Genomic DNA, 19,866 nt, shown 5'->3' with positions numbered 1-19,866 from the left:
GGATCGACTCGAGGAGGCTCTCCGCATGATCTATGCAATCATCATCGGCTGCGAAATCGCGTTCTGGGTGCTCATTGCCGCGGGCCTCGCCGCTCGGTACCTGCTGCGCCGGCCGCGCCTCGGCGCCGCGCTGCTCCTACTCACCCCGGTGGTCGACCTGGTCCTGCTCGCAGCCGCCGCGATCGATCTGCGCGGCGGCGGACGTGCGGACTTCGCCCACACCCTGGCCGCGATCTACCTGGGGTTCTCCGTCGCCTACGGGCACCGCATGGTCAAGTGGGCCGACGTCCGCTTCGCGCACCGCTTCGCCGGAGGCCCCGCACCGGTCCGGCTGAGCGGCTCGGCCTATGCGCTCAAATGCTGGAAGGACGTCCCGTTCACGCTGCTCGCGGTCGGCATCGCCGCGGGGCTCCTCTGGCTGCTCACGGCGATCGCCCCGGACCCCGCCCAGGTCACCGCGCTCGGCGACACCTACCGGATCCTCGGCATCATCCTGGGCATCGATGTGATCTGGGCGATCAGCTACACGATCTGGCCGAAGAAGGCTCCGGCGGAGGCCGTGCAGCGCGTCTGATCAGTCGCCGACGCGCGTCGGGTCGAGCACATCGACGACAAGCCTCGGCGATCCCGGTGCGCGCCAGACGAGCACTCGGGATCCGACCCCCGGCAGCTGCGGTTGGAGCAGCCTCCGCAGACCTGCGAGGGGCTCCCACTGGGCCGACGCCGCCGCGGAGCCCGCGATCTCGACCGTCACCTCGAACGCGGCCACGTCGCCGTCGTCGCCGAGATTCACGAAGCGGTCGACGATGCGGCCGTCCTCGGCGGTCACGCTCCCGAGCTCCCGCAGCCATCGGAGCGAAGCGTCCCGCTCTCGCCGCGCCCGCCGGAACGCGGTCGCGAACGCGAACCAGGCGGCCGCGACGAGCGCCGCGATGAACACCGTGAAGAGGACCGAGAACCAGGTGCCGGGCGTCGGCATCGTCCACAGCTCGACGGCGCCGACGGCGCCGAGCGCGGTCGCCGCGGCGAACACGAGTGCCAGGATCGCGCGCCCGAGGCCGCCCAGCCGGCGTGGCAGCGGGAGTTCCTGCGGCGGCGAGGCCGGATCGAGCACGTCGACGAAACGCACGACGCCCAGGCCGCTCGGCTCGTCCGCGGGACTCATGCCGGACGCTGCCCGAAGGTCGCGGGGTCGACGGGCCGCTGGGCGCGGGGCAGCTTCTCGACGACGAGGAGATAGGACTCGGTCACGAGGTCCTCCACGAGCTGCCGCTCGAGCCGGCCGCCCGGGTTGAGGGTGATCCAGTGCTTCTTGTTCATGTGGTACCCCGGCGTGATCTCGGCGAATGCCTCGCGCAGCACCTCGGCGTCGGCGGGCCTCGCCTTGAGGATCACGATCGGAGCGCCGGTCCTGACGGTGTGCGCCATGAACATGAGGTCGCGCACGCGGTACACCTCGAAGTCGGGGCCGAACGGGTACTCGACGTGCGCACCGGGAAGCTCCTCGGCGCGGTCGCTCGCCCACCGCTGCAGTACGTCGTCGCGCATCGCGCCTCCTCCCGGATCAGGATCCGGGCTCAGTGTATGCGCATGCTTCGTGGCGCAGCACCGTCGGAATCGGCCGAGCCCCGCCGATGCAGTGCTCGCGCACGAAGATCGCACCGAATCTCCGGTGGAATGGCGACGCCGAGGCTGCGGCACTATGCTCAACGGGCAGTCCTCACAAGGGAGTCGGAAGTTGTTGGGCATCATCGAGATCGTCGCCGTGATCATCGGCGTCGCGGCGCTCGTCTATCTGGTGTACGCCCTGCTCAAAGCGGACCGCTTCTGATGGAGTGGATCCTCGCGGCGGTCGCGCTGCTCACCGTCATCGTCGTTCTCGGCCTGCTCTACCGCCCCCTCGGCGACTACATGGCCTGGGTGTTCACCTCCGATCGGCACTGGGGGATCGAACGGCTCGTCTACCGGTTGTCGGGTATCGACCCCGACCGGCAGCAGACCTGGCGGCGGTACCTCGCCGCGGTGCTGCTGTTCTCGGCGGTCGGATTCGCGCTGCTCTACCTGATCCTCAGGTTGCAGCCGGTACTGCCGTTCTCGCTCGGGCTGCCGCCCATGAGCCCGGACCTCGCGTTCAACACGGCGATCTCGTTCGTGGGCAACACCAACTGGCAGTCCTACTCGCCAGAGCACACGCTCGGCTACGCCGCCCAGATGGGCGGGCTCGCGGTGCAGAACTTCGTCTCGGCCGGGGTGAGCATGGCCGTGGCCGTCGCGCTCATCCGCGGCTTCGCTTCGCGCGGACGGCGCAGCGGGCTCGGCAACTTCTGGGTCGACCTCGTGCGGGCCAACATCCGCATCCTGCTGCCGCTCTCGATCGTCGCCGCGATCGTGCTGATCGCCGGCGGCGTGATCCAGAACTTCGCGGGCTTCACCGAGATCACGACCGTCGCGGGGGCCGGGCAGACGATCCCCGGTGGACCCGTCGCCTCGCAGGAGGCGATCAAGATGATCGGCACCAACGGCGGCGGCTTCTTCAACGCGAACTCCGCGCACCCGTTCGAGAACCCGACCCCCTGGACCAACATCCTCCAGACGGTCCTCCTGCTGCTGATCCCGTTCGCGATGCCGCGGACCTTCGGCACCATGGTCGGCGACCAGCGGGCCGGTTACGCGCTCCTGCTCACGATGGCCGTGCTGTTCGTGCTCGTCTACATTCCGCTGACGGCATTCGAGTTCGCAGGCGTCGGCACGGCGCCCGAGCTCGCCGGCGGCGCGATGGAGGGCAAGGAGCAGCGGTTCGGGATCATCGGATCGACGCTGTTCGCGACCGCGACGACCGGCACCACCGGCGGTGCGGTGAACTCGATGCACGGCTCCTACACCGCGCTCGGCGGCCTCATGCTCATGTTCGACATGATGCTCGGCGAGGTCGCGCCGGGCGGAGCGGGTTCGGGCCTCTACGCGATCCTCGTGCTGCTCGTCATCGCGGTGTTCCTCACCACGCTCCTGCTCGGGCGCTCGCCCGTCTACCTCGGCAAGCGCCTCGGCGTGCGGGAGCTCAAGATCGTGAGCATCTCGATCCTCGTGATGCCGACGCTCGCGATCGGCGGCATGGCGGTCGGGTTCGCGATCCCCGCCGTGCACGACGAGATCATCGCGAGCACTGGCAACGCGGGGTCGCACGGCCTCTCCGAGGTGCTCTACGCCTTCATCTCCGCGGCCATCAACAACGGATCGGCGTTCGCCGGTCTCTACGCGAACACCCCGCTGCTGAACATCACCCTCGGCGTCGTGATCATGCTCGGCAGGTTCCTCCCGATCGTGCTCGTGCTCGCCCTCGCCGGGTCGCTCGCGGCGCAGGGCAAGGTCGCCACCACCGTCGAGATGCCCCTGCACCGGCCGCAGTTCATCGTGCTGCTCGTGAGCCTCATCATCTTCATCACCGTGCCGATGTTCGTCCCGATCATGCTCGCCGGCCCCCTCGCCGAGGGGCTGAACGGATGAGTTCCCAGCTCGCCCGCGAGAAGCGGAGGAACGCGGTTATCGCCCTGCGCACGCTCGGGCCGGTGCTGCTCGACGCGCTGCGGAAGTTCGACCCGCGCTACCTCTGGCACAACCCCGTGCTGCTCCTCACCGAGGTGGGAGCCGCCCTCACCACGGTGATCGCGATCCTCGACTCCATCGCGGGCACCGAGCAGCCCTCCGGCGGTACGCAGATGCCCTTCGGGTTCACCTGGGCGCTCGCCGCGGGATTCTGGGCCTGCCTGTTCACCGCGACCCTGGCGGAATCGATCGCCGAGGGGCACGGTCGCCAGCAGACGGAGTCGCTGCGCCGCTCGAACGCGACCGAGACGGCGTGCCGGGTGGCCGGCTACAGCCGGTCGAAGGATCCGGCGGTACGGCGCACCGCGGTCGAGCGGGTGGACTCACGCGTGCTCCGACCGGGCGATGTCGTGGTCGTCGAGGCGGGCGAGACGATCCCCTCGGACGGGGAGGTGCTGTGGGGCGCGGCCGAGGTCGACGAGTCCGAGATCACCGGTCGTCCGGGGGCGGTGATCCGCGAGGCCGGGGGAGACCGCACTGCGGTCATGGGCGGCAGCCGCGGGCTGTCGGACCGGCTGGTGGTCCGGATCAGCGCGTCGCGCGACGCCAGCGCGGCGGCTCGCACCATCAGTCTGGCCAGCAAGTCGCGGCGCAAGAAGTCGCCGATCGAGGTGGCCTTCAGCACGCTGCTCGCCTCGTTCTCCATCTCGTTCGTGCTGCTCGTGCTCACGCTCAACTCGGTCGTGTCGCCGGTCGCCGAACCGGTGTCGGTCCCCGTGCTCGTCGCCCTCGTGGTCTGCCTGATCCCGACCGAGATCGCCGCGCTCATGTCGGTGACCGGCATCGCCGGGATGTCGCAGCTGCTGCAGCGCGGCGTGCTCGTCACCTCGGCGAAATCGCTCGAGACCGCGGGCGACATCACGACCGTGCTGCTCGACAAGACCGGGACCGTGACCCGGGGCAGTCGCAGCGCGATCGCGTTCGTGCCGGTCGGCGGCACCGACCTCGAACAGCTGATGCGCGCCGCGGCCCTCGCCTCGATCGGCGACCCGACTCCGGAGGGCGCCTCGACGGTGCGCCTCGCCGAGGAGGAGGGCGTGCGGATCCTGGCCGACGATGCGGCCGGCGGGCGCACCGTGCACTTCAGCGCGGCGACGCGGATCTCGGGCATCGACCTGCCCGACGGGACGAGCATCCGCAAGGGCGCCGTGTCGGCGGTCGTGGCCTGGTTGAAGCAGCAGGGGACCCAGCCGCAGCGGCAGATCATCCTCGATCTGAAGGCGAGCACCAAACGCATCGCCCAGACCGGCGGCACGCCGCTCGTCGTCGCGGTCAAGCCGGCGTCGGGCATCGGTCACGCGCTCGGGCTCATCCACCTGCAGGACGTCGTCAAGGACTCGGTGCCGAAGAAGATCTCGGCGCTGCACGCCCTCGGGGTCCGCACCGTGATGGTGACGGGCGACCACCGGCTCACGGCGAAGGCGATCGCCGCCGAGGCGGGGATCGACGAGTACGTCGGGGATTCCACGCCGGAGGACAAGCTCGCCCTCATCCAGCGGGAGCAGGAGGAGGGGCACATCGTCGCGATGAGCGGCGACGGGATCAACGACGCGCCCGCGCTCGCACAGGCCGACATCGGGATCGCGATGAACACGGCCACGGCCGCGGCGAAGTCCTCGGCCAACATGGTGATCCTCGACGACGACCCGACGCACCTCGTCGACATCATCAAGGTGGGCCGTCGGCAGATGGCGACCCGCGGCGCGCTCATGACCTTCAACTTCGCGAACGACGCGGTGCGGTACTTCACGCTCTTCCCCGCGCTGTTCGTCGGCACGTTCCCGGGCCTCGACGCGCTCAACATCCTGCGGCTCCATTCGCCGGCCTCGGCGATCCTGTCGACCGTGATCTTCAGCAGCCTCGTCATGGGCATCCTGATCCCGCTCGCCCTCATCGGCGTGCCGTATCGCACCGAGAACCTGCGCTCCGCACTGACCCGCAACCTGATCTACTGCGGGCTCAGCGGCCTGCTGGTGCCGATCATCGGCATCAAGCTCATCGACCTCGTCGTCAGCCTGCTGCCGGGATACTGAGAGGGGACCGGACATGCCACGACCGATCAACCGCGCCGCGCGCGGCACCTGGATCGCGCTGCGCCTCATGCTGATCTTCACCGTGCTGCTCGGCATCGCCTACCCCCTGCTCGTCACGGGGATCGGCCAGCTCGCGTTCCCATGGCAGGCGAACGGCTCGCCGGTGCGGGCCGCGGACGGCCGCGTCGTCGGTTCCGCACAGCTCGGGCAGAGCTTCTCGGACGCCGACGGGAAGCCGCTGCGGCAGTACTTCCAGCCGCGCCCCTCCGCCGCGGGGAAGGGGTACGACGCCGCGCAGTCCGGCGGATCGAACCTCGGACCCGAGAGCCCGGAGCTCGTGCAGCAGATCGGCGAGCGGAAGGCGCAGGTGGCGGAGTTCAACGGCGTACCGGAGTCCCGGGTGCCCGTCGACGCGGTGACGGCATCGGGTTCCGGTCTCGACCCGAACATCAGCCCCGCCTACGCGCGGCTGCAGGTGCGGCGCGTGGCGGAGGCCCGCGGCATGCCGCAGGCCGAGGTGGAGCGACTGGTCGACCGGCACACGTCCGGGCCCGACCTGGGATTCATCGGCGAGACCCGGGTCAACGTGGTCGAACTCAACCTCGCGCTCGACGAGGCCGCGAAGCCGTAGCGGGAGCGGCGCGAGCGACGGAGCCGACGACGCAGGGTCAGCGCTCGGCGAGGCGCTCCCGGTACCAGGCGACCGCGTCGGGACTCGGGTCGACGGCCGGGCCGGGGTCCTCGCCCAGAGCTTCCCAGATCGCCGACGACTCGTACCAGTGATCCTCGGTGAGCAGGCGCGTCTGGTGCGGGCTGAGACCCAGCCCCTCCACTCCCTGCGCGAACGCTTCGGACGAGACGCGGGGCACTGCGATCCCGGTCAACCGCTCGCAGAGCCCGATCAGGTTCACGGGCTCCGGATGGGCGAGGTGGAGGGTCCGTGCGCGGAACGCCCCGTCGGGGTCCCCGGCCAGCCGGATGGCGGCTCCTGCTGCGGCCCGCGCGAGCGCGGGCGCCGCGATCACCGAGCTGCGCACGGCGCGCAGTTCGTCGGGCGCGCCGAGCTTCGACGCGACCCGCGTCAGGGTCGGGATCACCCAGCGGTCACCCGCACCCGTGGTGAGCGCGGTGCGCAGCACCGCTCCGCCGGACGCCCGCACGATCTCCTCGGCTGCGACACGGGTGCGCGAGGCGACGGATTCCGGGTTCGGTTCGAGCTCGCCCTCGGCCTGGCCCCGGTGCGGCCCCGATCCGTAGACCGACAGCGTGCTGAGGGCGACGACCGGGGTGCCGTGCGTCTGCGCGGCCCGCACCAGGCGCTCGGCGCCGCCGGTGTTCACCGCTTCGGCGGTGCGGGCGTCGGGCCCGACGTACGCGGCGCAGAGCAGGTAGACGTCGGCTCCCATGCGCGCGACGGGCAGCTCGCCGGCGAGGTCGGCCTGGAGATGCTCGACGCTGCCGCCGTCAGCGGTCGCGGGGGGTCGGGCGATGCCGGAGCGCGACAGCGAGACGACGTCGTGTCCTCGCGCTGAGAGCTCCGCGATGGCGTGGGAACCGAGAAAACCTGTGCCGCCGGTGACAAGAATCCTCATACTCGTTCCTTTTCCGCCTTCGATGGATAGACTCGTCTGGATTGCATCACGCGGTTCCGACCGGAACCGCCTGGACCAATGGGAAGGACCCCGTGGCACGACAGCAGCGCGCGATCAGGACTCGCGCCCGTATCATCGCCGCGGCCGGCGAGTGTTTCTCCGAGAGCGGCTACCGGGCGACGCGCGTCGCCGACGTCGCTGAGCGAGCCGGGGCCGCGCTCGGCACCCTGCTCTTCCACTTCCCGGCGAAGACCGACATCGCGAACGCGGTCATCGAGCAGCAGCACCGCATCGTCATGGAGGCGGCGACCGCCGTCGACGAGATGAACTCGCCGAGCGGCATCCAGGACATCATCGTGGTGTCCGCGAAGCTCGCGAACCTCATCTCGACCAATCCGGTGGTGCGCGCGGGTCTCCGGCTCAGCACCGAGTCCGTCGAGGACCTCGGCATCAGCTCGGCCCAGCCGTACCTCGATTGGACCCGGCAGTGCGTCCAGCTGCTCGAGAAGGCGCGGGCCGCCGGCGAGCTCGCCGAGGGCATCGACCTCGAGCACTTCGCCGAGGTCATCAACTCCGCGTTCACGGGAACCCAGTTCATGTCGTCCGCGGTCTCGGGCAGCAGCGATCTGCCCGAGCGTCTCGCGCGCCTGTGGCCGATCCTGTTCTCGCAGGTCGTCAAGGCCGATTGCACGAGCGAGTCCGTGCAGCGCCTGCTCGACGATCACTCGACCCTCATCGACGCCGAGACCCCGGCCGAGGAAGAGGCCGCTTCGGCCATCGAGAGCGGCACCGCCGAAGCCGAATAGACGTCGATCACCGCGGAGGCCCGGTTCGCCGGGCCGAAGTGCACGCGGTGCAGGCTGCGCAGCGCGGTGCGTCCTGTCGATGCGCGCATCGACAGGTGCCGTGATCCGTCGAGTTCGATGAAGTCGAGGAATCGGGCATCGAATGCGGTGACCGGGCGACCCGGGAACCGGTTCGCGAAAGCGTCGAGCGCGACCGCGATGAGCAGCATCCCCGGAACGTGGTCGACCGGGTGGTCGAAGAAGAGCGGGTGCCTCGCGTCGTAGACGACGGCGAGCCCGCCCTCGGGCGAGGGGTGCACCGTGAACCCCTGCTCGATCGGCGTCGGGACCTCGAGCTCGTCCGATCTCGTCCTGCCGCTGCGCATGCGGCGGGAGACGTGGTCGGGGACCACGCGCAGATACCCCTCTCCGCTGAGGACCTCCTCGCCGTCGGCGAAGAAGCGCACCTCGGCGATCATCGAGACGAGCCGCCCTCCCGCGATCCGCGGAGACCGGGCGGCGACGCGGACGGTCGTGCCGGCACCCGTGCGCGGGGAGGCCCCGCGGAGGCGCATCCGCTCCATGACGAACGCGTCTCCGAGCGGCACGTCGTGAGCCAGATGCGCCGCGACGATCACCGACTGGCGGAGCGCTTCGGCGACCCGGAGCGCGAACTCCGCCGCGCGGGTATCGAAGTTCGCAGCCCAGTCGGGGGTGAGGAAGAGCTCGATCTCCGACCCGCGAGGCACCGGTCGATACGCCCGCAGCAGAGCCTCCTCGGGGTGACGCTTGTGCGTGTACTCCAGAGGGATCGGTACCGCCTCGTCGGGGAGCATGCTCGGGCCGTCGATCCGTGTGCGGCTCAGGCCACGGGAGCGACGAGTGCGCTGCGGAGCCGCAGCAGTTCGTCCGCTGAGAGCCCGCCGGACCGCAAGTAGGTCCCCGCGTCGCCGTGCTCCCGCTCGACCCAATCGAGGGCCGCGCTGATCGCGCTCGCGGGCGACTTCGTGGCGAGCTCCTCGAGCTTCGGGGTCAGCGGGATCCCGGTGGCGGAGATGTAGCCCAGCAGCGTCTGCGCGAAGGGCCCGGCGAGGTTGTGCTCGGTGAGCGCGTAGTCGGCGACGATCGTCTCGCGCGGGACGCCGGCGACCGCGAGCAGCAGCGCGGCTGCGAGGCCCGTGCGGTCCTTGCCCGCCGTGCAGTGGAAGAGCATGCCCGGGCGGTCGGTTCCGGCTGCATCGACGACGGCGCGGGCCAGGGTTGCGAACTGCGCGGGGCTGCTGGCGAGGATCGAGAGGTAGAGCTCGTCGAGCGTCGGGACGGTGTCGAGCAGCGCCGCGATCCGTTCGGGGTCGATGCCCGCGCCGCTCGACAGTCCCTCGGCTGGCATCAGGCTCTTGGCCATCTCGTCCATGGCGCCGCCGAGCACCGGGAGCGCGATGAACTCGACGCTGCCGTCCTCCGGCAGCGAATCGGCTGATCGGGCGCGCTCGTGCTCGGTGCGCAGATCGACGACGGTGCCGATGCCGAGCTCGGCGAGGCCGGCGAGGCCGGCGTCGGTGAGCCCCGCGAGCGCATCGGCCCGGAAGAGCACGGGGGCGATCCGTTCGCCGCGCTCGGTCGGGAGACCGCCGAGACCGCGGGCATTGTGCGTGACCGGAAGAACTTCTGTGAGGTTCATGTGCACCAGCTTTCGTCGCTGGACTCAGCCTATCGATTGAGGCTCGAGCCGCGGAGTTCAGGGATACTTGACCCCATCATGACCGAAACGAAGCGACCGGGGTACCGGACGGCGGAACCGTTGCCCGTTCGACGGAGCGGGGTGGATCGCGCGGTCGACCTGGGATTCGCGGTGCTGCTCCTCGTCTGCGGGCTGCGCTACTTCTCGCGGCACGAACTCGCGGGCGAGGGGATCCTCGTGCTGCTGCTCGCGATCGGCACCGGCGCGAGCTACGCGGCCGCGGTCCTCGGGCGCCCCGGCGGCGGTCTGCGCCAGACGGTCGGGCTGCTGCTCGCCACCGGTTTCTGGCTGCCGCTCACGATCATCGCCCCGTCGTTCGGCTGGTGCGCGTTCGCGCTGTTCGTCGCGGTCCATCGCGTGCTGCGGGGCCGCGCGGCGCTGTGGCTCTCGGCCGTGATCGTCATCGCGGTGAGCCTCGGCCTGCTCATCATGTCGAACGGACAGGATCCGGGTCTCGTGCTCGGTCCGTTCTTCGGCGGGCTCGTGCTCGCGTCAGCCTACGCCGCGCTCGATCGCGCGCTGTCGGAGCAGCGCCGCCTCAACCGCGAACTGCTCGAGGCCCGCGAACGGCTCGCGCGCAGCGAACGGGAGGCGGGGGCGCTGGCCGAGCGCGGAAGGGTCGCGAGCGAACTGCACGACACCGTCGTGCAGCGGACCGCGAGCGCGCTCCTGCTGCTCGAGACCGACGGACTGCGGCCGGAGGGATCGTCGTCGTCGGTCGAGGAGGCGCGGGAGACGCTGCGCGAGGCGCTGGTCGAGACCCGGCAGCTGCTGCACGGCCTGGCCGATCCCCGCGAGACCGCGGCCTCGCTCACCTCCGCGTTGAGCGCGCAGGCGAACTCCTCGGGCGCCGGATTCGAGGTCGTCGGAGACGAACGGCCGGTGCCCGAGGCGGTCGCGCACGCCCTGCAGCGGATCGTGCAGGAGGCGCTGATCAACGGGAGGAAGCACGCCGCCGCGGCGACCGTGCGGGTGACGCTCACCTACTTCGCCGGCGAGGTCGGCGTGGACGTCTCGGACGACGGCAGGGGATTCGAATCGGGCGGCGACGGCGACGGCTTCGGGCTCCGCGCGATGACCTGGCGCGCGGAGAGCCTCGGCGGGACCCTCACGATCGAGTCCGGGCCCGGACAGGGCACGGTCGTCGCCGCGATCCTGCCGACCCCGGACGAAGGAGCTCCATCGTGATCCGGATCCTGCTGCTCGACGATCACCCGGTGCTCCGCCACGGGCTGAGCGCACTGCTCGGTACGCAGCCCGACTTCGAGATCGCGGCGGAGGCGGGCTCGGCCGACGAGGCCGTCGACCTCGCGAGCCGTGCGGGGATCGATGTCGCGCTCGTCGACCTCGATCTCGGCGACGACCTGCCCGACGGGATCGCGGCCACCCGTGGCATTCTGCGAGCCAGCCCGGGGACGCACGTGCTCGTGTTCACCGCCTACGATTCCGACGCGGACATCGTGTGCGCGATCGACGCGGGAGCCGCCGGTTACCTGGTCAAGGACAGCCGCCCGGCGGAGCTCTTCCGGGCGATCCGATCCGCTGCCGCCGGGGAGGGGGCGCTCGCCGGTCGGATCTCGGAGCGGCTGCGCGACCGCAGCAGGCACCCCGACGACATCCTCACCGCGCGCGAACTCGAGGTGCTCGCGCTCGCGGCATCGGGTCTCTCGAACCGGGAGCTCGCGCAGGCGCTGGTGGTCAGCGAGGCGACGGTCAAGACCCACCTGCACCACGCCTTCACGAAGCTCGGGGCCGAGAACCGTCAGGCCGCGATCGCCATCGCGGTGAAGCGCGGGCTGATCCGGATCTGAGTCGGTCCCGGTTCCGAGCGGGTGACTCCGGCGCGGGTCACACTCCGGCGGACGGCACTACCGGGGTTCGCCGTCGCGACCGCAGCGATGTGCGGGTGATGTGGGCGAGATCGGCGGTGAGCGCTCCGACCTTGGTCCCGATGCAGAGGCTGAGGAAGATCATCGGCGCGGACGCGAGAGCCGACGCGTCGAAGCTCGTCAGCGCCACGAGGCCGACGGTCCCCGGGACGAGCAGCAGGAAGGCTGATTGGAACGACACGGTCGCGGGAATCGCGAGGGTGAGCCGCTCGAGCGCGCGAGCCGCGACGAACAGCAGCGCTGCGGTGAGGCCGGTCGCGACGGCGTTCCCGAGCACCGGGGTGAGGAGCACGAGGACCGCGTAGGTCCCCGTCATCACCGCGGCGCTCACGAGCGTCAGGCGGAGCCCGGCTCCGAACGCGAGACCGATGCCGACGGCGAGGAGGACGACCCCGATCCAGGAGAGCCAGAGCGGCGGCAGCGCCTCCCATCCGGAGCGTTCGCTCACGGAGTGGGCGGCTTCGGCGACGAGCGCAGCGGATCCGGAATCGATCCTGAGCCCGGTGAGGTGCGCGCCGGCGAAGACGCCCGCGGCCATGAACGCGAGCATGATCAGGCCGTACATGAGACGCGAGGCGCCCGTGACGATGTCGGTGGAGGTCAGTTCGAGGAGCCCGTTGGTGATGATCGCGCCCGGCACGAGGATGGCGATGGGAGCGCAGACCGCGAACAGGGGGACCGGGCCGAGCTCCAGCCAGCCGGCGAATGCACCGACGGCGACCGTCGAGACGAGAGCCGAGACGAACGGGGCGATGGCGGCGGCGGACCGGACCCGCGACATGGCGTTGGTGATCGTGCCGACCAGTGCGCCGACGAAGAACGCCAACAGGATCGCCCACCACGGGCAGCGCACGAGAGCTGCGAGACCCATCGAGAGGATGGCGATCCCGATGATGTTCGTCGCGGCGGGCAGACGCTCGCGGATCGAACGGATCTCGGCGATGCGTCGCGGTGCGTCGGAGAGTGCCTGGCGTCCGGCCTCCAGATCCCGGGCGAACCGGTTCGCGTGGGCGGATTGCCGGAAGGAGAGCGGTTTCGCTCCGGCGTACGCGATGCTCGTGGACGCCGAGACGCCCGCGCGGCTGACGAGTACGAGCTCGGGCAGCACCGCGAAGCGGAGATCCGAATCGGTGCCGCTGCGTCGCTGCACCTGCTCGAGGGAGCCGCGCACGTCGGTCACGGAGGATCCTCCGTCGAGGAGGAGCGCGCCGAGCTCGCCCAGCACGATGTCTTCAGCCACCCTCAGCCCTGTTCTCCCGGAGCCGCAGCGGCTCTGCCGATGCTGCGATTCTAGCGGTGCGGGTGAGCTTCAACCGATCGGTTGATGCTCGGTCGGTGCGTCGATTCCTAGCGTGGAAGGTGTCGCTGAGCCCCATCGGCTCCGGCCTGCCCCCGGATCGAATCTGCAAAGGAACCCGCACATGATCGCTCGCCCCTCGTCCTCACGCGGATGGATGCTCGCCGCTACGACCGCGACCGTCGCCGCGGCCTGCCTGCTGCCCGCGGGCGCGGCGCTCGCCGTCGGCGGCCCGGCCCCGACGACCGCGGTGTCGGCGCTCGCTCCCGCCGCCTCGACGCCCACCGACGTGCTGGCCTCGACCCCGTGGGTGACCTCGGGTGCCGTGGACCAGGACGGCAACGCGGTGGCGCTCGACGACCCGCGCGCGGCGAACTTCGTCGGCAACGCGTACTTCAAGGCCGACGGCACCTACACGATGTTCAACCTCGACGACTCGCCGAAGCTCCGCGGCGACTGGACCGTCGCGGCCGACGGCTCGTCGCGCTGGATCAACGCGAAGAACGCCGCGGGCGACGTGCTGTTCGAGCGCACCGTGCCGATCGTCACCCTCACCGGAGCCGAGTTCACCTATCGGGTCGTCGATGCGACGGACGCGAGCCAGTGGGTCGATATCGTGCACACGCCCACCACCCACGTCGAGCCCGGAACGGAAGCGGCCGTGATCGCCGCCGCGACCGCCGCGCTCTCCGCGACGCCGTGGGAGACCACGAGCTCGGTGGATCAGGACGGCAATCCGGTCGCGCTCGACGATCCGCGCGCGGCGAACTTCGTCGGGAACGCGTACTTCACGGCCGACGGCACCTACACGATGTTCAACCTCGACGACTCGCCCAAGCTCCGCGGCGACTGGGAGATGCGCGTCATCGGCGGCCAGCTGGTGCGCTGGATCAACGCCAAGGACGCCGACGGCAACGTGCTGTTCGAGCGCGAGGTCCCGATCGTGAATCTCGACGGTGCTGAGTTCACCTACCGCGTCGCCGGCGCCGGCGGTGCGTACGTCGACATCGTGCACACGCCGACCACCCACGTCGAGCCGGGCACCGTCGACCTCGCCGCCGCGACGGCGGCCCTCGCAGCGACTCCCTGGGAGACGACGAGCGCGGTGGACCAGGACGGCAACCCGGTCGCGCTCGACGACAGCCGCGCGGCGAACTTCGTGGGCAACGCCTACTTCACGGCCGACGGCACCTTCACCATGTTCAACCTGGATGACAGCCCGAAGATGCACGGCGACTGGGAGATGCGCGTCGTCGACGGCAAGCTCGCTCGTTGGATCGCGGCGAAGAACGATGCCGGCGCGGTCCTGTTCGAGCGGATCGTGCCGATCGTCGCGCTCACCGACGCCGAGTTCACCTACCGGGTCGTGGACGCGAACGACGCCTCGAAGTGGGTCGACATCGTCCACACTCCGACCGCGCACCCCGAGCCGGGCACCGGGAACGGCGGTGCGAACGGCGGAAGCAACGGCGGTGCGAATGGCGGAAGCAACGGCGGAAGCAACGGACAGGGTGGTCAGAACGGGTCGAACGGCGGTGCGAACGGTGGCGGCAACGCCGGGTCGAACGGCGGCGGCAACGGCTCGGGCGAGAACGCGCAGGGCGCGAAGGATCGCCTCGCCGTGACCGGCGGTCAGTCGGCGGTCGCCGGCATCGTGGCGGCGGCGATCGCGGCGATCACGGGCGGCGGACTGCTCGGCGGTCGCGTCCTGATGCGGCGCCTTCGCGGCTGATCGCGGTGCTCGGCCCGCTCTTCCGGAATCGCGTCCGGGGAGCGGGCCGAGGCGTTCGCTCGAGCTACGCGCTCGGCCGGCGGGCCGCCCGTCGGTCGAGGATCCATCCGGGGAGCATGACCAGCAACCCGGAGGCCGAACCGATGACCGTCTCGATGAACCGCTCGACGAGGATCGGACCGTCGAGGGGGATCACGAACGACAGGCTGGCGAACACCATGACGGTGATGAAGACCAGTCCCGCGGCGTAGGCTCGCACGACGAAGAGCTGGGTGAAGAACTGGCAGACGACGATGATCGCGATCACGGCGGGGGCTCCGAGCTGCAGCGGCTCGAGCAGCCAGACGACGACCAGCCCGACGGCGGTGCCGATCACCCGCTCGATCGCGTGCCCGGCCGACGGTCGCGCACGCGCGGGTGCGATCACGCACACGACCGTGAGCACCGCCCAGTAGGGGCGCGAGCCGCCGAACGCCGAAGCGAGGGCGTAGGCGAGGACCGCGCCGGCCAGGTTCTCGGCGACGCTGCGCCACACTCGGGAGTCGCGCAGCGCTGAGAAGTCGACGCGGGGAGTGCGGCTCAGATCCTTGAAGAACGGTCGGGCCAGAGCGTACGACGCACGCGCGTGCCCCGGCCACGCGCGCCGGACCGCCCAGCCCGAGAGGCTGATCAGCCAGGCGAGCACCGTGGCTCCCGCAGCGACCGCGATGCGGAGCAGGATCTCCGGCCCCGACCCCGGAACCGGGATCGCCGTGCAGACGAGCAGGGCGATGATGTGGAAGAACGGGGGAGTCGGGATCAGCCCGATCACCACGTTCGCGGGCACCGCGACCGCCAGCATGATCAGGGTGGCGGCACCGATCGCCGCGATCGGTGCGTCGGCCGCGGAGAGCAGGATCCCCGTGCTGATCGCCACGAGGATTCCGATCCCCGCGAGACCGACGGTCCGGGCGCGCACCCGATACGGCTCGTTGAATCCGAAAACCGCGCAGAACGACCCGAACATCGCGTACGAGGCGAGGTCGAGGCGTTCGAAGAGCGCGAGGGCGCAGAGCGCGATGCCGAGCGAGAGCGCGGTGCGCAGTGCGACCTCCGCGCCGTGCGCGCGGGGGAGCCGCCTCTGGATCTTCTGACGCATACTCACCTGTCCATTCTTCCGTGAACGCGCGGACGGCAGGACCGGACGGGGAGTCGCTTGCGCTGTAGGCGGTAACCGGTTACAGTATGTCTGGGATCGCGGTTCGGCGATCTCCAGTCGTGAGGCCTCAATCCCCCCCCTGGGGCTCCGGCAGGGTGGCCCATGCGTGGCGACGAGGACCCCAGTCTGCATATCCGCATGGGCCACCATTCCTCGGGGCTACTTCCCGGTGGCGCTTTCGAAGGTCTCGGCCAGCGCTCGCAGGTGTGCGCGGCTGAGGGCTCGTGCGCGGTCCGGGTCGCGGTCGGCGATCGCTTCGACGAGGCGGGCGTGCGCGTCGTGGTCCGCGTCGTCTCCGAATGCTCCTCGGGTGCGCAGCATCTCGATCATCGCGTCACGCAGGCGGGGGGTGAACCCGTCGAAGAGCTCGGCGAGGATGGGATTCTGGGCGGCGGCGACCACGCTGCGGTGGAAGCCGGTGTCGGCGTCGACGTGCGCGGCGAGCTCGCTGCGACGCTCCGCGCGCAGGCCCAGGGCTCGGCGGATCGCGCGGAGTTCGCCCGGGGTGCGGCGTTCTGCGGCGAGCGCCGCAGCCTCGGTCTCGATCGCGATCCGCGCTTCGATCACCGCGACGATGTCGCTGCGGCGGACGACGGTGTCCCAGCCCTCGGGGGCGTCGAGGGCGGTGACGAACACGCCCGATCCCTGACGGGAAGCGAGGACGCCGCGGCCGGCGAGCTGGCGGATCGCCTCGCGGACGGTCGAGCGGCCGACGCCCAGCTGCGGGGCGAGCGTCGTCTCACCGGGGAGCTTCTCGCCGAGGGTCCATTCGCCCGAGCGGATCCGTTCGAGCAGTAGTTCCGCCGCCTGATCGGCCAGGGGGGTGCGTTTCACCTGGGCCATGATCTTCTCATCTCTTCTACTTGTCTGAGGAGTTGTGGTATTCTCGGCGCATGACGTTCCACGGGTTCCTCCTTCTTCGCCGCCGCGGCGGGGACCTGTGCGATCGGCGTCCCGCTGCGGAGTGAAGCGCTGCGCCGATCGACCAGACCGATCGAAGAAGGAAGCCCAGACGCCATGTCCACGTCAACATTCAACCGCATCGATACGCCCGCCGGTCCCGTACCCGCCGATGCGCCGCCCTGGAATCGGCAGCGCCGCTCCCAGATGCCCTCGCACCGCTACCGCGACGCCTACGCCAGGGTCGAGGTCCCCGAGCTCGAGCGCGAATGGCCGCGCCGTCGGCTCACCCGCGCGCCCCTGTGGGTGCCGGTGGATCTGCGCGACGGGAACCAGGCGCTCGCCGAGCCCATGGATCCGGAGCGCAAGCGCCGCTTCTTCGAACTGATGGTGGCGATGGGGTACACCGAGATCGAGGTCGGCTACCCCTCGGCGTCTCAGACGGACTTCGACTTCGTGCGACTGATCGCCGATGCGGGGATCGCGCCGGCCGATGTGACCGTCGTGGTGTTCACGCCGGCGAGGCGCGACCTCATCGAGCGCACCGTCGAGTCGATCCGCGGGATCTCGAACCCGATCGTGATCCACATGTACGCGGCGACGGCGCCGACCTGGCGGGAGTCCGTGCTGCGGAAGGGCCGCGCGGAGCTGAAGCGCATGATCCTCGACGGCGCTCGTGATCTGCTGGAGCTCGCGGGGGAGCTGCCGAACGTGCGGTTCCAGTTCTCGCCCGAGGTGTTCAATCTCACCGAACCCGACTACGTGCTCGAGATCTGCGACGCGGTGACCGAGCTGTGGGACGCGACCCCCGAGCGGCCCGTGATCCTGAACCTGCCGGCCACGGTCGAGATCGCATCGCCGAACGTGTACGCGGACCAGATCGAGTACATGCACCGGCACCTCGAGCGCCGGGACGGTGTGATCCTGTCGGTGCACCCGCACAACGATCGCGGCACGGGCATCGCCTGCGCCGAGCTCGCGGTGCTGGCCGGGGCGCAGCGCGTCGAGGGGTGCATCTTCGGGAACGGCGAGCGCACGGGCAACGTCGACATCGCGACCCTCGCGCTGAACCTCCACGCGCAGGGTGTGGATCCGATGATCGACTTCTCGGACATCGACGAGATCAGGCGCACGGTGGAGTACTGCAACCGGATCGAGGTGCATCCGCGGCACCCCTACGTCGGGGATCTGGTGCACACGGCGTTCAGCGGAACCCACCAGGACGCGATCCGGAAGGGGTTCGCGGAGCACCGGTCCCGGGCCGCGGCGGAGGGGCGGTCCGAGCGCGAGATCGCGTGGCGGGTGCCCTACCTGCCGATCGATCCGGCCGACATCGGGCGCAGCTACGACGCGGTCATCCGAGTCAACTCGCAGTCCGGCAAGGGCGGGATCGCCCACCTGCTCGAGTCCGAGTACGGGATCGAGCTGCCGCGACGGATGCAGATCGATCTGGCGCGGCACGTGCAGCTGCACGCCGATGCGACCGGCACCGAGGTGACCGCGGCCGAGGTCCACCGGATCTTCCAGCGGGTCTATCTCGGTGCGGAAGCGGTGGGCCGGAGGGTCGAACTGGAAGAGTACGAGGTCGCGGAGGCCGCGGGAGCGGCGCGGGCCCGGATGTCGATCCGCGTGGGGGAGGCCCGCTCCGTGCACGAGCGGACCGCAGAGGGCCCGGTCGAGGCGCTCGTGTCGGCGCTCGCCGAGCGGGGAACCGCCCTGGAAGTGCTGGAACTGCACCAGGCCAGCGTGCGCTCGGGGAGCGACAGCGATGCGCTCACGCTCATCGAGTATCGGCATGCCGGAGAGACCGGCTGGGCCGGCGGGCGGGCGGAATCGGTCCTCTCCGCGAGCCTCGCGGCGGTGATCGCGGCGGCGAACGCGATCGGCTCCGGATCCTGAACGCACTCACCGGACGTGCAGCTTCGTCTGCTGGGCTGGAAGCCCGAACACCGACAGAGAGGGGCGAACATGGGGATTCTCGATGACGCCAAGGAGACCATCGGCGAGGCGGCCAAGCAGGCCGGCCGCGCAGTGGAGGACACCGTCGACAAGGTGAAGGACAAGGCCGAGGAGTTGCAGGCCGAGGCCGAGGTCAAGAAGGCGGAGGCCGAACGCGACTCGGTGAAGGCCCGCAACGAGGCCAAGGATCAGCTCCGCGACTGAGTCCGATCGTGCGAACACCCCCGCTCCCGTTTCCGGGAGCGGGGGTGTTCTGCGTTCTCGGGTCGTGCCGAGGATTTCACCCGTCGCTATTCTTTTCGCTCGAATCGCTTGACAGGTGGCTCGGTCGTTCAATAGTGTCTGTATGAATCAAGTCACGAGAGGGAGGTGCGTAAGATGCCTAAGTTTGATATCAAAGTTCCATTTGTCGGGAACTCCTTCGGCTCCGCCGCTCCCCGTGGCTCCTTCTGCCGCACGGCAGATTAGGTCGACCGTCGCTCCGCTTTCGGGGCCGCGAGACGACTCGTCACCGAGATCGGCTGTGAACCGTCGGGTTCCGTGATCCCGGGCCTTCCGGCACTCGCCTGACTCCTCGCGCGATTTCGTGAGGAGCGAGGGGCGGCACCGGATCGGACGGCGGTGAGCTCCTGCTCCCGCTGAACGCGCGGGCGCCCCGCTCGATCGGGGCGTCCGCGCCGGGGCCCTGACCCGGCTCGCCGGGTCCCCGGATCGAATCTCGAATCGATGATCCGATCCGGCGAATTCGCTGTTGCGCGATTTCGCCGACCCGAAAAAGGTCTATTCGTCGCGCCAAATTTTAAATATTCCACGCATTCTTCGAAAGAAAGTCACGATCGTGAATTCCACTCTCCTCACCACCGATCGACCCGCTGAGCCGCTGCCGGCTGTGCGAGCGGTCGAACCCGATCGCGCCCTGCCTCGGCGGGGCGTCGCGACACCGGAGGCCTGTTCGGGCACCGAGTCCGCCCGGCTCCGGGCGCTCGAGCTCCGGGAAGCGCAGCTCGCCGCGCAGCGAGCGCTCGCCGAGCACGAGGCGCTCCGCGTCGGCTACGCACCGAGCCTGCGCCTCTTCTGATCCGAACGGTCCGACGGCGCGGCGCCGGGGATCGTCACCGGGAACGGCGAAGGCCCGTC

General features: G+C 70.3%; 20 protein-coding genes. 12 read left to right on the top strand and 8 right to left on the bottom strand.

The window, feature by feature from the left end:
- Positions 1–25: 25 nt before the first annotated feature.
- Complete coding sequence (locus tag XM48_RS05155; protein WP_046454727.1) at positions 26–574, top strand: hypothetical protein; 549 nt, start codon at positions 26–28, stop codon at positions 572–574.
- Here the strand turns inward: XM48_RS05155 and XM48_RS05150 are convergent, their stop codons facing one another.
- Positions 575–1,165, bottom strand: coding sequence for a hypothetical protein (locus tag XM48_RS05150; RefSeq protein ID WP_052961312.1), 591 nt, complete (start codon positions 1,163–1,165; stop codon positions 575–577).
- Positions 1,162–1,548 (bottom strand): MmcQ/YjbR family DNA-binding protein, encoded by a 387-nt coding sequence (locus tag XM48_RS05145; RefSeq protein WP_046454726.1) that lies wholly within the window; start codon positions 1,546–1,548, stop codon positions 1,162–1,164. The genes XM48_RS05150 and XM48_RS05145 overlap by 4 nt, the downstream gene beginning before the upstream one ends.
- Positions 1,549–1,738: 190 nt before the next feature.
- On the opposite strand from XM48_RS05145, the gene kdpF reads away from it, so the two are divergent.
- Genes kdpF through kdpC form a run of 4 tightly spaced genes read left to right on the top strand, consistent with a single transcriptional unit; the run spans position 1,739 to position 6,267 of the window.
- Complete coding sequence (gene kdpF / locus XM48_RS18225) at positions 1,739–1,831, top strand: K(+)-transporting ATPase subunit F (RefSeq protein ID WP_158234942.1); 93 nt, start codon at positions 1,739–1,741, stop codon at positions 1,829–1,831.
- Positions 1,831–3,504, top strand: coding sequence for a potassium-transporting ATPase subunit KdpA (kdpA, locus tag XM48_RS05140; RefSeq protein ID WP_046454725.1), 1,674 nt, complete (start codon positions 1,831–1,833; stop codon positions 3,502–3,504). Before kdpF ends, kdpA begins: the two co-directional genes overlap by 1 nt.
- The gene (gene kdpB, locus XM48_RS05135) at positions 3,501–5,636 is read left to right on the top strand and encodes a potassium-transporting ATPase subunit KdpB (RefSeq protein WP_052961311.1); all 2,136 of its coding nucleotides are present in this window, start codon (positions 3,501–3,503) and stop codon (positions 5,634–5,636) included. The genes kdpA and kdpB overlap by 4 nt, the downstream gene beginning before the upstream one ends.
- A 13-nt stretch (positions 5,637–5,649) precedes the next feature.
- Positions 5,650–6,267: a potassium-transporting ATPase subunit KdpC gene (gene kdpC / locus XM48_RS05130; RefSeq protein ID WP_046454724.1), complete on the top strand. Its 618-nt coding sequence runs from the start codon at positions 5,650–5,652 to the stop codon at positions 6,265–6,267.
- A gap of 37 nt (positions 6,268–6,304) precedes the next feature.
- Here the strand turns inward: kdpC and XM48_RS05125 are convergent, their stop codons facing one another.
- Positions 6,305–7,228, bottom strand: coding sequence for an NAD(P)-dependent oxidoreductase (locus tag XM48_RS05125; RefSeq protein WP_052961310.1), 924 nt, complete (start codon positions 7,226–7,228; stop codon positions 6,305–6,307).
- Positions 7,229–7,320: 92 nt separating this feature from the next.
- Here XM48_RS05125 and XM48_RS05120 point away from each other — a divergent pair, with 92 nt between their 5' ends.
- Positions 7,321–8,034 carry a ScbR family autoregulator-binding transcription factor gene (locus XM48_RS05120; protein ID WP_046454723.1) on the top strand — a complete coding sequence of 238 codons (714 nt, stop codon included), beginning with the start codon at positions 7,321–7,323 and terminating at the stop codon, positions 8,032–8,034.
- On the opposite strand, the gene XM48_RS05115 is transcribed toward XM48_RS05120, so the two are convergent.
- The gene (locus XM48_RS05115) at positions 7,950–8,849 is read right to left on the bottom strand and encodes an AfsA-related hotdog domain-containing protein (RefSeq protein ID WP_046454722.1); all 900 of its coding nucleotides are present in this window, start codon (positions 8,847–8,849) and stop codon (positions 7,950–7,952) included. The two genes, XM48_RS05120 and XM48_RS05115, sit on opposite strands and share 85 nt — an antisense overlap.
- Before the next feature lie 26 nt (positions 8,850–8,875).
- Positions 8,876–9,694: a tyrosine-protein phosphatase gene (locus XM48_RS05110; protein ID WP_046454721.1), complete on the bottom strand. Its 819-nt coding sequence runs from the start codon at positions 9,692–9,694 to the stop codon at positions 8,876–8,878.
- Between the two features lie 78 nt (positions 9,695–9,772).
- On the opposite strand from XM48_RS05110, the gene XM48_RS05105 reads away from it, so the two are divergent.
- Both XM48_RS05105 and XM48_RS05100 read left to right on the top strand, forming a co-directional pair.
- Complete coding sequence (locus XM48_RS05105; protein ID WP_084821004.1) at positions 9,773–10,942, top strand: sensor histidine kinase; 1,170 nt, start codon at positions 9,773–9,775, stop codon at positions 10,940–10,942.
- Positions 10,939–11,565 carry a response regulator transcription factor gene (locus XM48_RS05100; protein ID WP_197074150.1) on the top strand — a complete coding sequence of 209 codons (627 nt, stop codon included), beginning with the start codon at positions 10,939–10,941 and terminating at the stop codon, positions 11,563–11,565. The genes XM48_RS05105 and XM48_RS05100 overlap by 4 nt, the downstream gene beginning before the upstream one ends.
- A 37-nt stretch (positions 11,566–11,602) precedes the next feature.
- On the opposite strand, the gene XM48_RS05095 is transcribed toward XM48_RS05100, so the two are convergent.
- Entirely contained in the window at positions 11,603–12,883 is a 1,281-nt protein-coding gene (locus XM48_RS05095) for a threonine/serine exporter family protein (protein ID WP_197074149.1), read from the bottom strand.
- 181 nt (positions 12,884–13,064) lie between these two features.
- Between XM48_RS05095 and XM48_RS18220 the strand changes: the two genes are divergently transcribed.
- A complete protein-coding gene (locus XM48_RS18220; RefSeq protein WP_197074148.1) occupies positions 13,065–14,672 on the top strand; it encodes a DUF4822 domain-containing protein in 1,608 nt (535 codons plus the stop codon).
- Positions 14,673–14,736: 64 nt separating this feature from the next.
- Here XM48_RS18220 and XM48_RS05080 read toward each other — a convergent pair whose 3' ends face one another.
- Together XM48_RS05080 and XM48_RS05075 are read right to left on the bottom strand one after the other, a co-directional pair.
- Entirely contained in the window at positions 14,737–15,810 is a 1,074-nt protein-coding gene (locus XM48_RS05080; protein ID WP_046454720.1) for an FUSC family protein, read from the bottom strand.
- A 219-nt stretch (positions 15,811–16,029) separates the two neighbouring features.
- Complete coding sequence (locus tag XM48_RS05075) at positions 16,030–16,713, bottom strand: FadR/GntR family transcriptional regulator (RefSeq protein WP_046454719.1); 684 nt, start codon at positions 16,711–16,713, stop codon at positions 16,030–16,032.
- Positions 16,714–16,977: 264 nt separating this feature from the next.
- Here XM48_RS05075 and XM48_RS05070 point away from each other — a divergent pair, with 264 nt between their 5' ends.
- The 3 genes from XM48_RS05070 to XM48_RS05060 all read left to right on the top strand — a co-directional run bounded on the left by XM48_RS05070 (position 16,978) and on the right by XM48_RS05060 (position 19,807).
- Positions 16,978–18,669 (top strand): 2-isopropylmalate synthase, encoded by a 1,692-nt coding sequence (locus tag XM48_RS05070; protein WP_369699850.1) that lies wholly within the window; start codon positions 16,978–16,980, stop codon positions 18,667–18,669.
- A 69-nt stretch (positions 18,670–18,738) separates the two neighbouring features.
- Complete coding sequence (locus XM48_RS05065) at positions 18,739–18,933, top strand: hypothetical protein (RefSeq protein WP_046454717.1); 195 nt, start codon at positions 18,739–18,741, stop codon at positions 18,931–18,933.
- A gap of 547 nt (positions 18,934–19,480) precedes the next feature.
- Complete coding sequence (locus XM48_RS05060) at positions 19,481–19,807, top strand: hypothetical protein (protein ID WP_156174930.1); 327 nt, start codon at positions 19,481–19,483, stop codon at positions 19,805–19,807.
- Positions 19,808–19,866 lie beyond the last annotated feature (59 nt).

Origin of the sequence: Leucobacter sp. Ag1, from assembly GCF_000980875.1 — a bacterium.
In the GTDB taxonomy this organism is placed as follows: domain Bacteria; phylum Actinomycetota; class Actinomycetes; order Actinomycetales; family Microbacteriaceae; genus Leucobacter; species Leucobacter iarius.
Note: the sequence above shows the minus strand (reverse complement) of the source record. Positions and strands in the feature narration are given on the sequence as shown.

Coding starts and splice junctions, on each gene's coding strand:
- XM48_RS05155 (WP_046454727.1), top strand. CDS start 26: ATGATCTATGCAATCATCATCGGCTGCGAAATCGCGTTCTGGGTGCTC.
- XM48_RS05150 (WP_052961312.1), bottom strand. CDS start 1,165: ATGAGTCCCGCGGACGAGCCGAGCGGCCTGGGCGTCGTGCGTTTCGTC.
- XM48_RS05145 (WP_046454726.1), bottom strand. CDS start 1,548: ATGCGCGACGACGTACTGCAGCGGTGGGCGAGCGACCGCGCCGAGGAG.
- kdpA (WP_046454725.1), top strand. CDS start 1,831: ATGGAGTGGATCCTCGCGGCGGTCGCGCTGCTCACCGTCATCGTCGTT.
- kdpB (WP_052961311.1), top strand. CDS start 3,501: ATGAGTTCCCAGCTCGCCCGCGAGAAGCGGAGGAACGCGGTTATCGCC.
- kdpC (WP_046454724.1), top strand. CDS start 5,650: ATGCCACGACCGATCAACCGCGCCGCGCGCGGCACCTGGATCGCGCTG.
- XM48_RS05125 (WP_052961310.1), bottom strand. CDS start 7,228: ATGAGGATTCTTGTCACCGGCGGCACAGGTTTTCTCGGTTCCCACGCC.
- XM48_RS05115 (WP_046454722.1), bottom strand. CDS start 8,849: ATGCTCCCCGACGAGGCGGTACCGATCCCTCTGGAGTACACGCACAAG.
- XM48_RS05110 (WP_046454721.1), bottom strand. CDS start 9,694: ATGAACCTCACAGAAGTTCTTCCGGTCACGCACAATGCCCGCGGTCTC.
- XM48_RS05105 (WP_084821004.1), top strand. CDS start 9,773: ATGACCGAAACGAAGCGACCGGGGTACCGGACGGCGGAACCGTTGCCC.
- XM48_RS18220 (WP_197074148.1), top strand. CDS start 13,065: ATGATCGCTCGCCCCTCGTCCTCACGCGGATGGATGCTCGCCGCTACG.
- XM48_RS05080 (WP_046454720.1), bottom strand. CDS start 15,810: ATGCGTCAGAAGATCCAGAGGCGGCTCCCCCGCGCGCACGGCGCGGAG.
- XM48_RS05075 (WP_046454719.1), bottom strand. CDS start 16,713: ATGGCCCAGGTGAAACGCACCCCCCTGGCCGATCAGGCGGCGGAACTA.
- XM48_RS05070 (WP_369699850.1), top strand. CDS start 16,978: ATGCCCTCGCACCGCTACCGCGACGCCTACGCCAGGGTCGAGGTCCCC.
- XM48_RS05065 (WP_046454717.1), top strand. CDS start 18,739: ATGGGGATTCTCGATGACGCCAAGGAGACCATCGGCGAGGCGGCCAAG.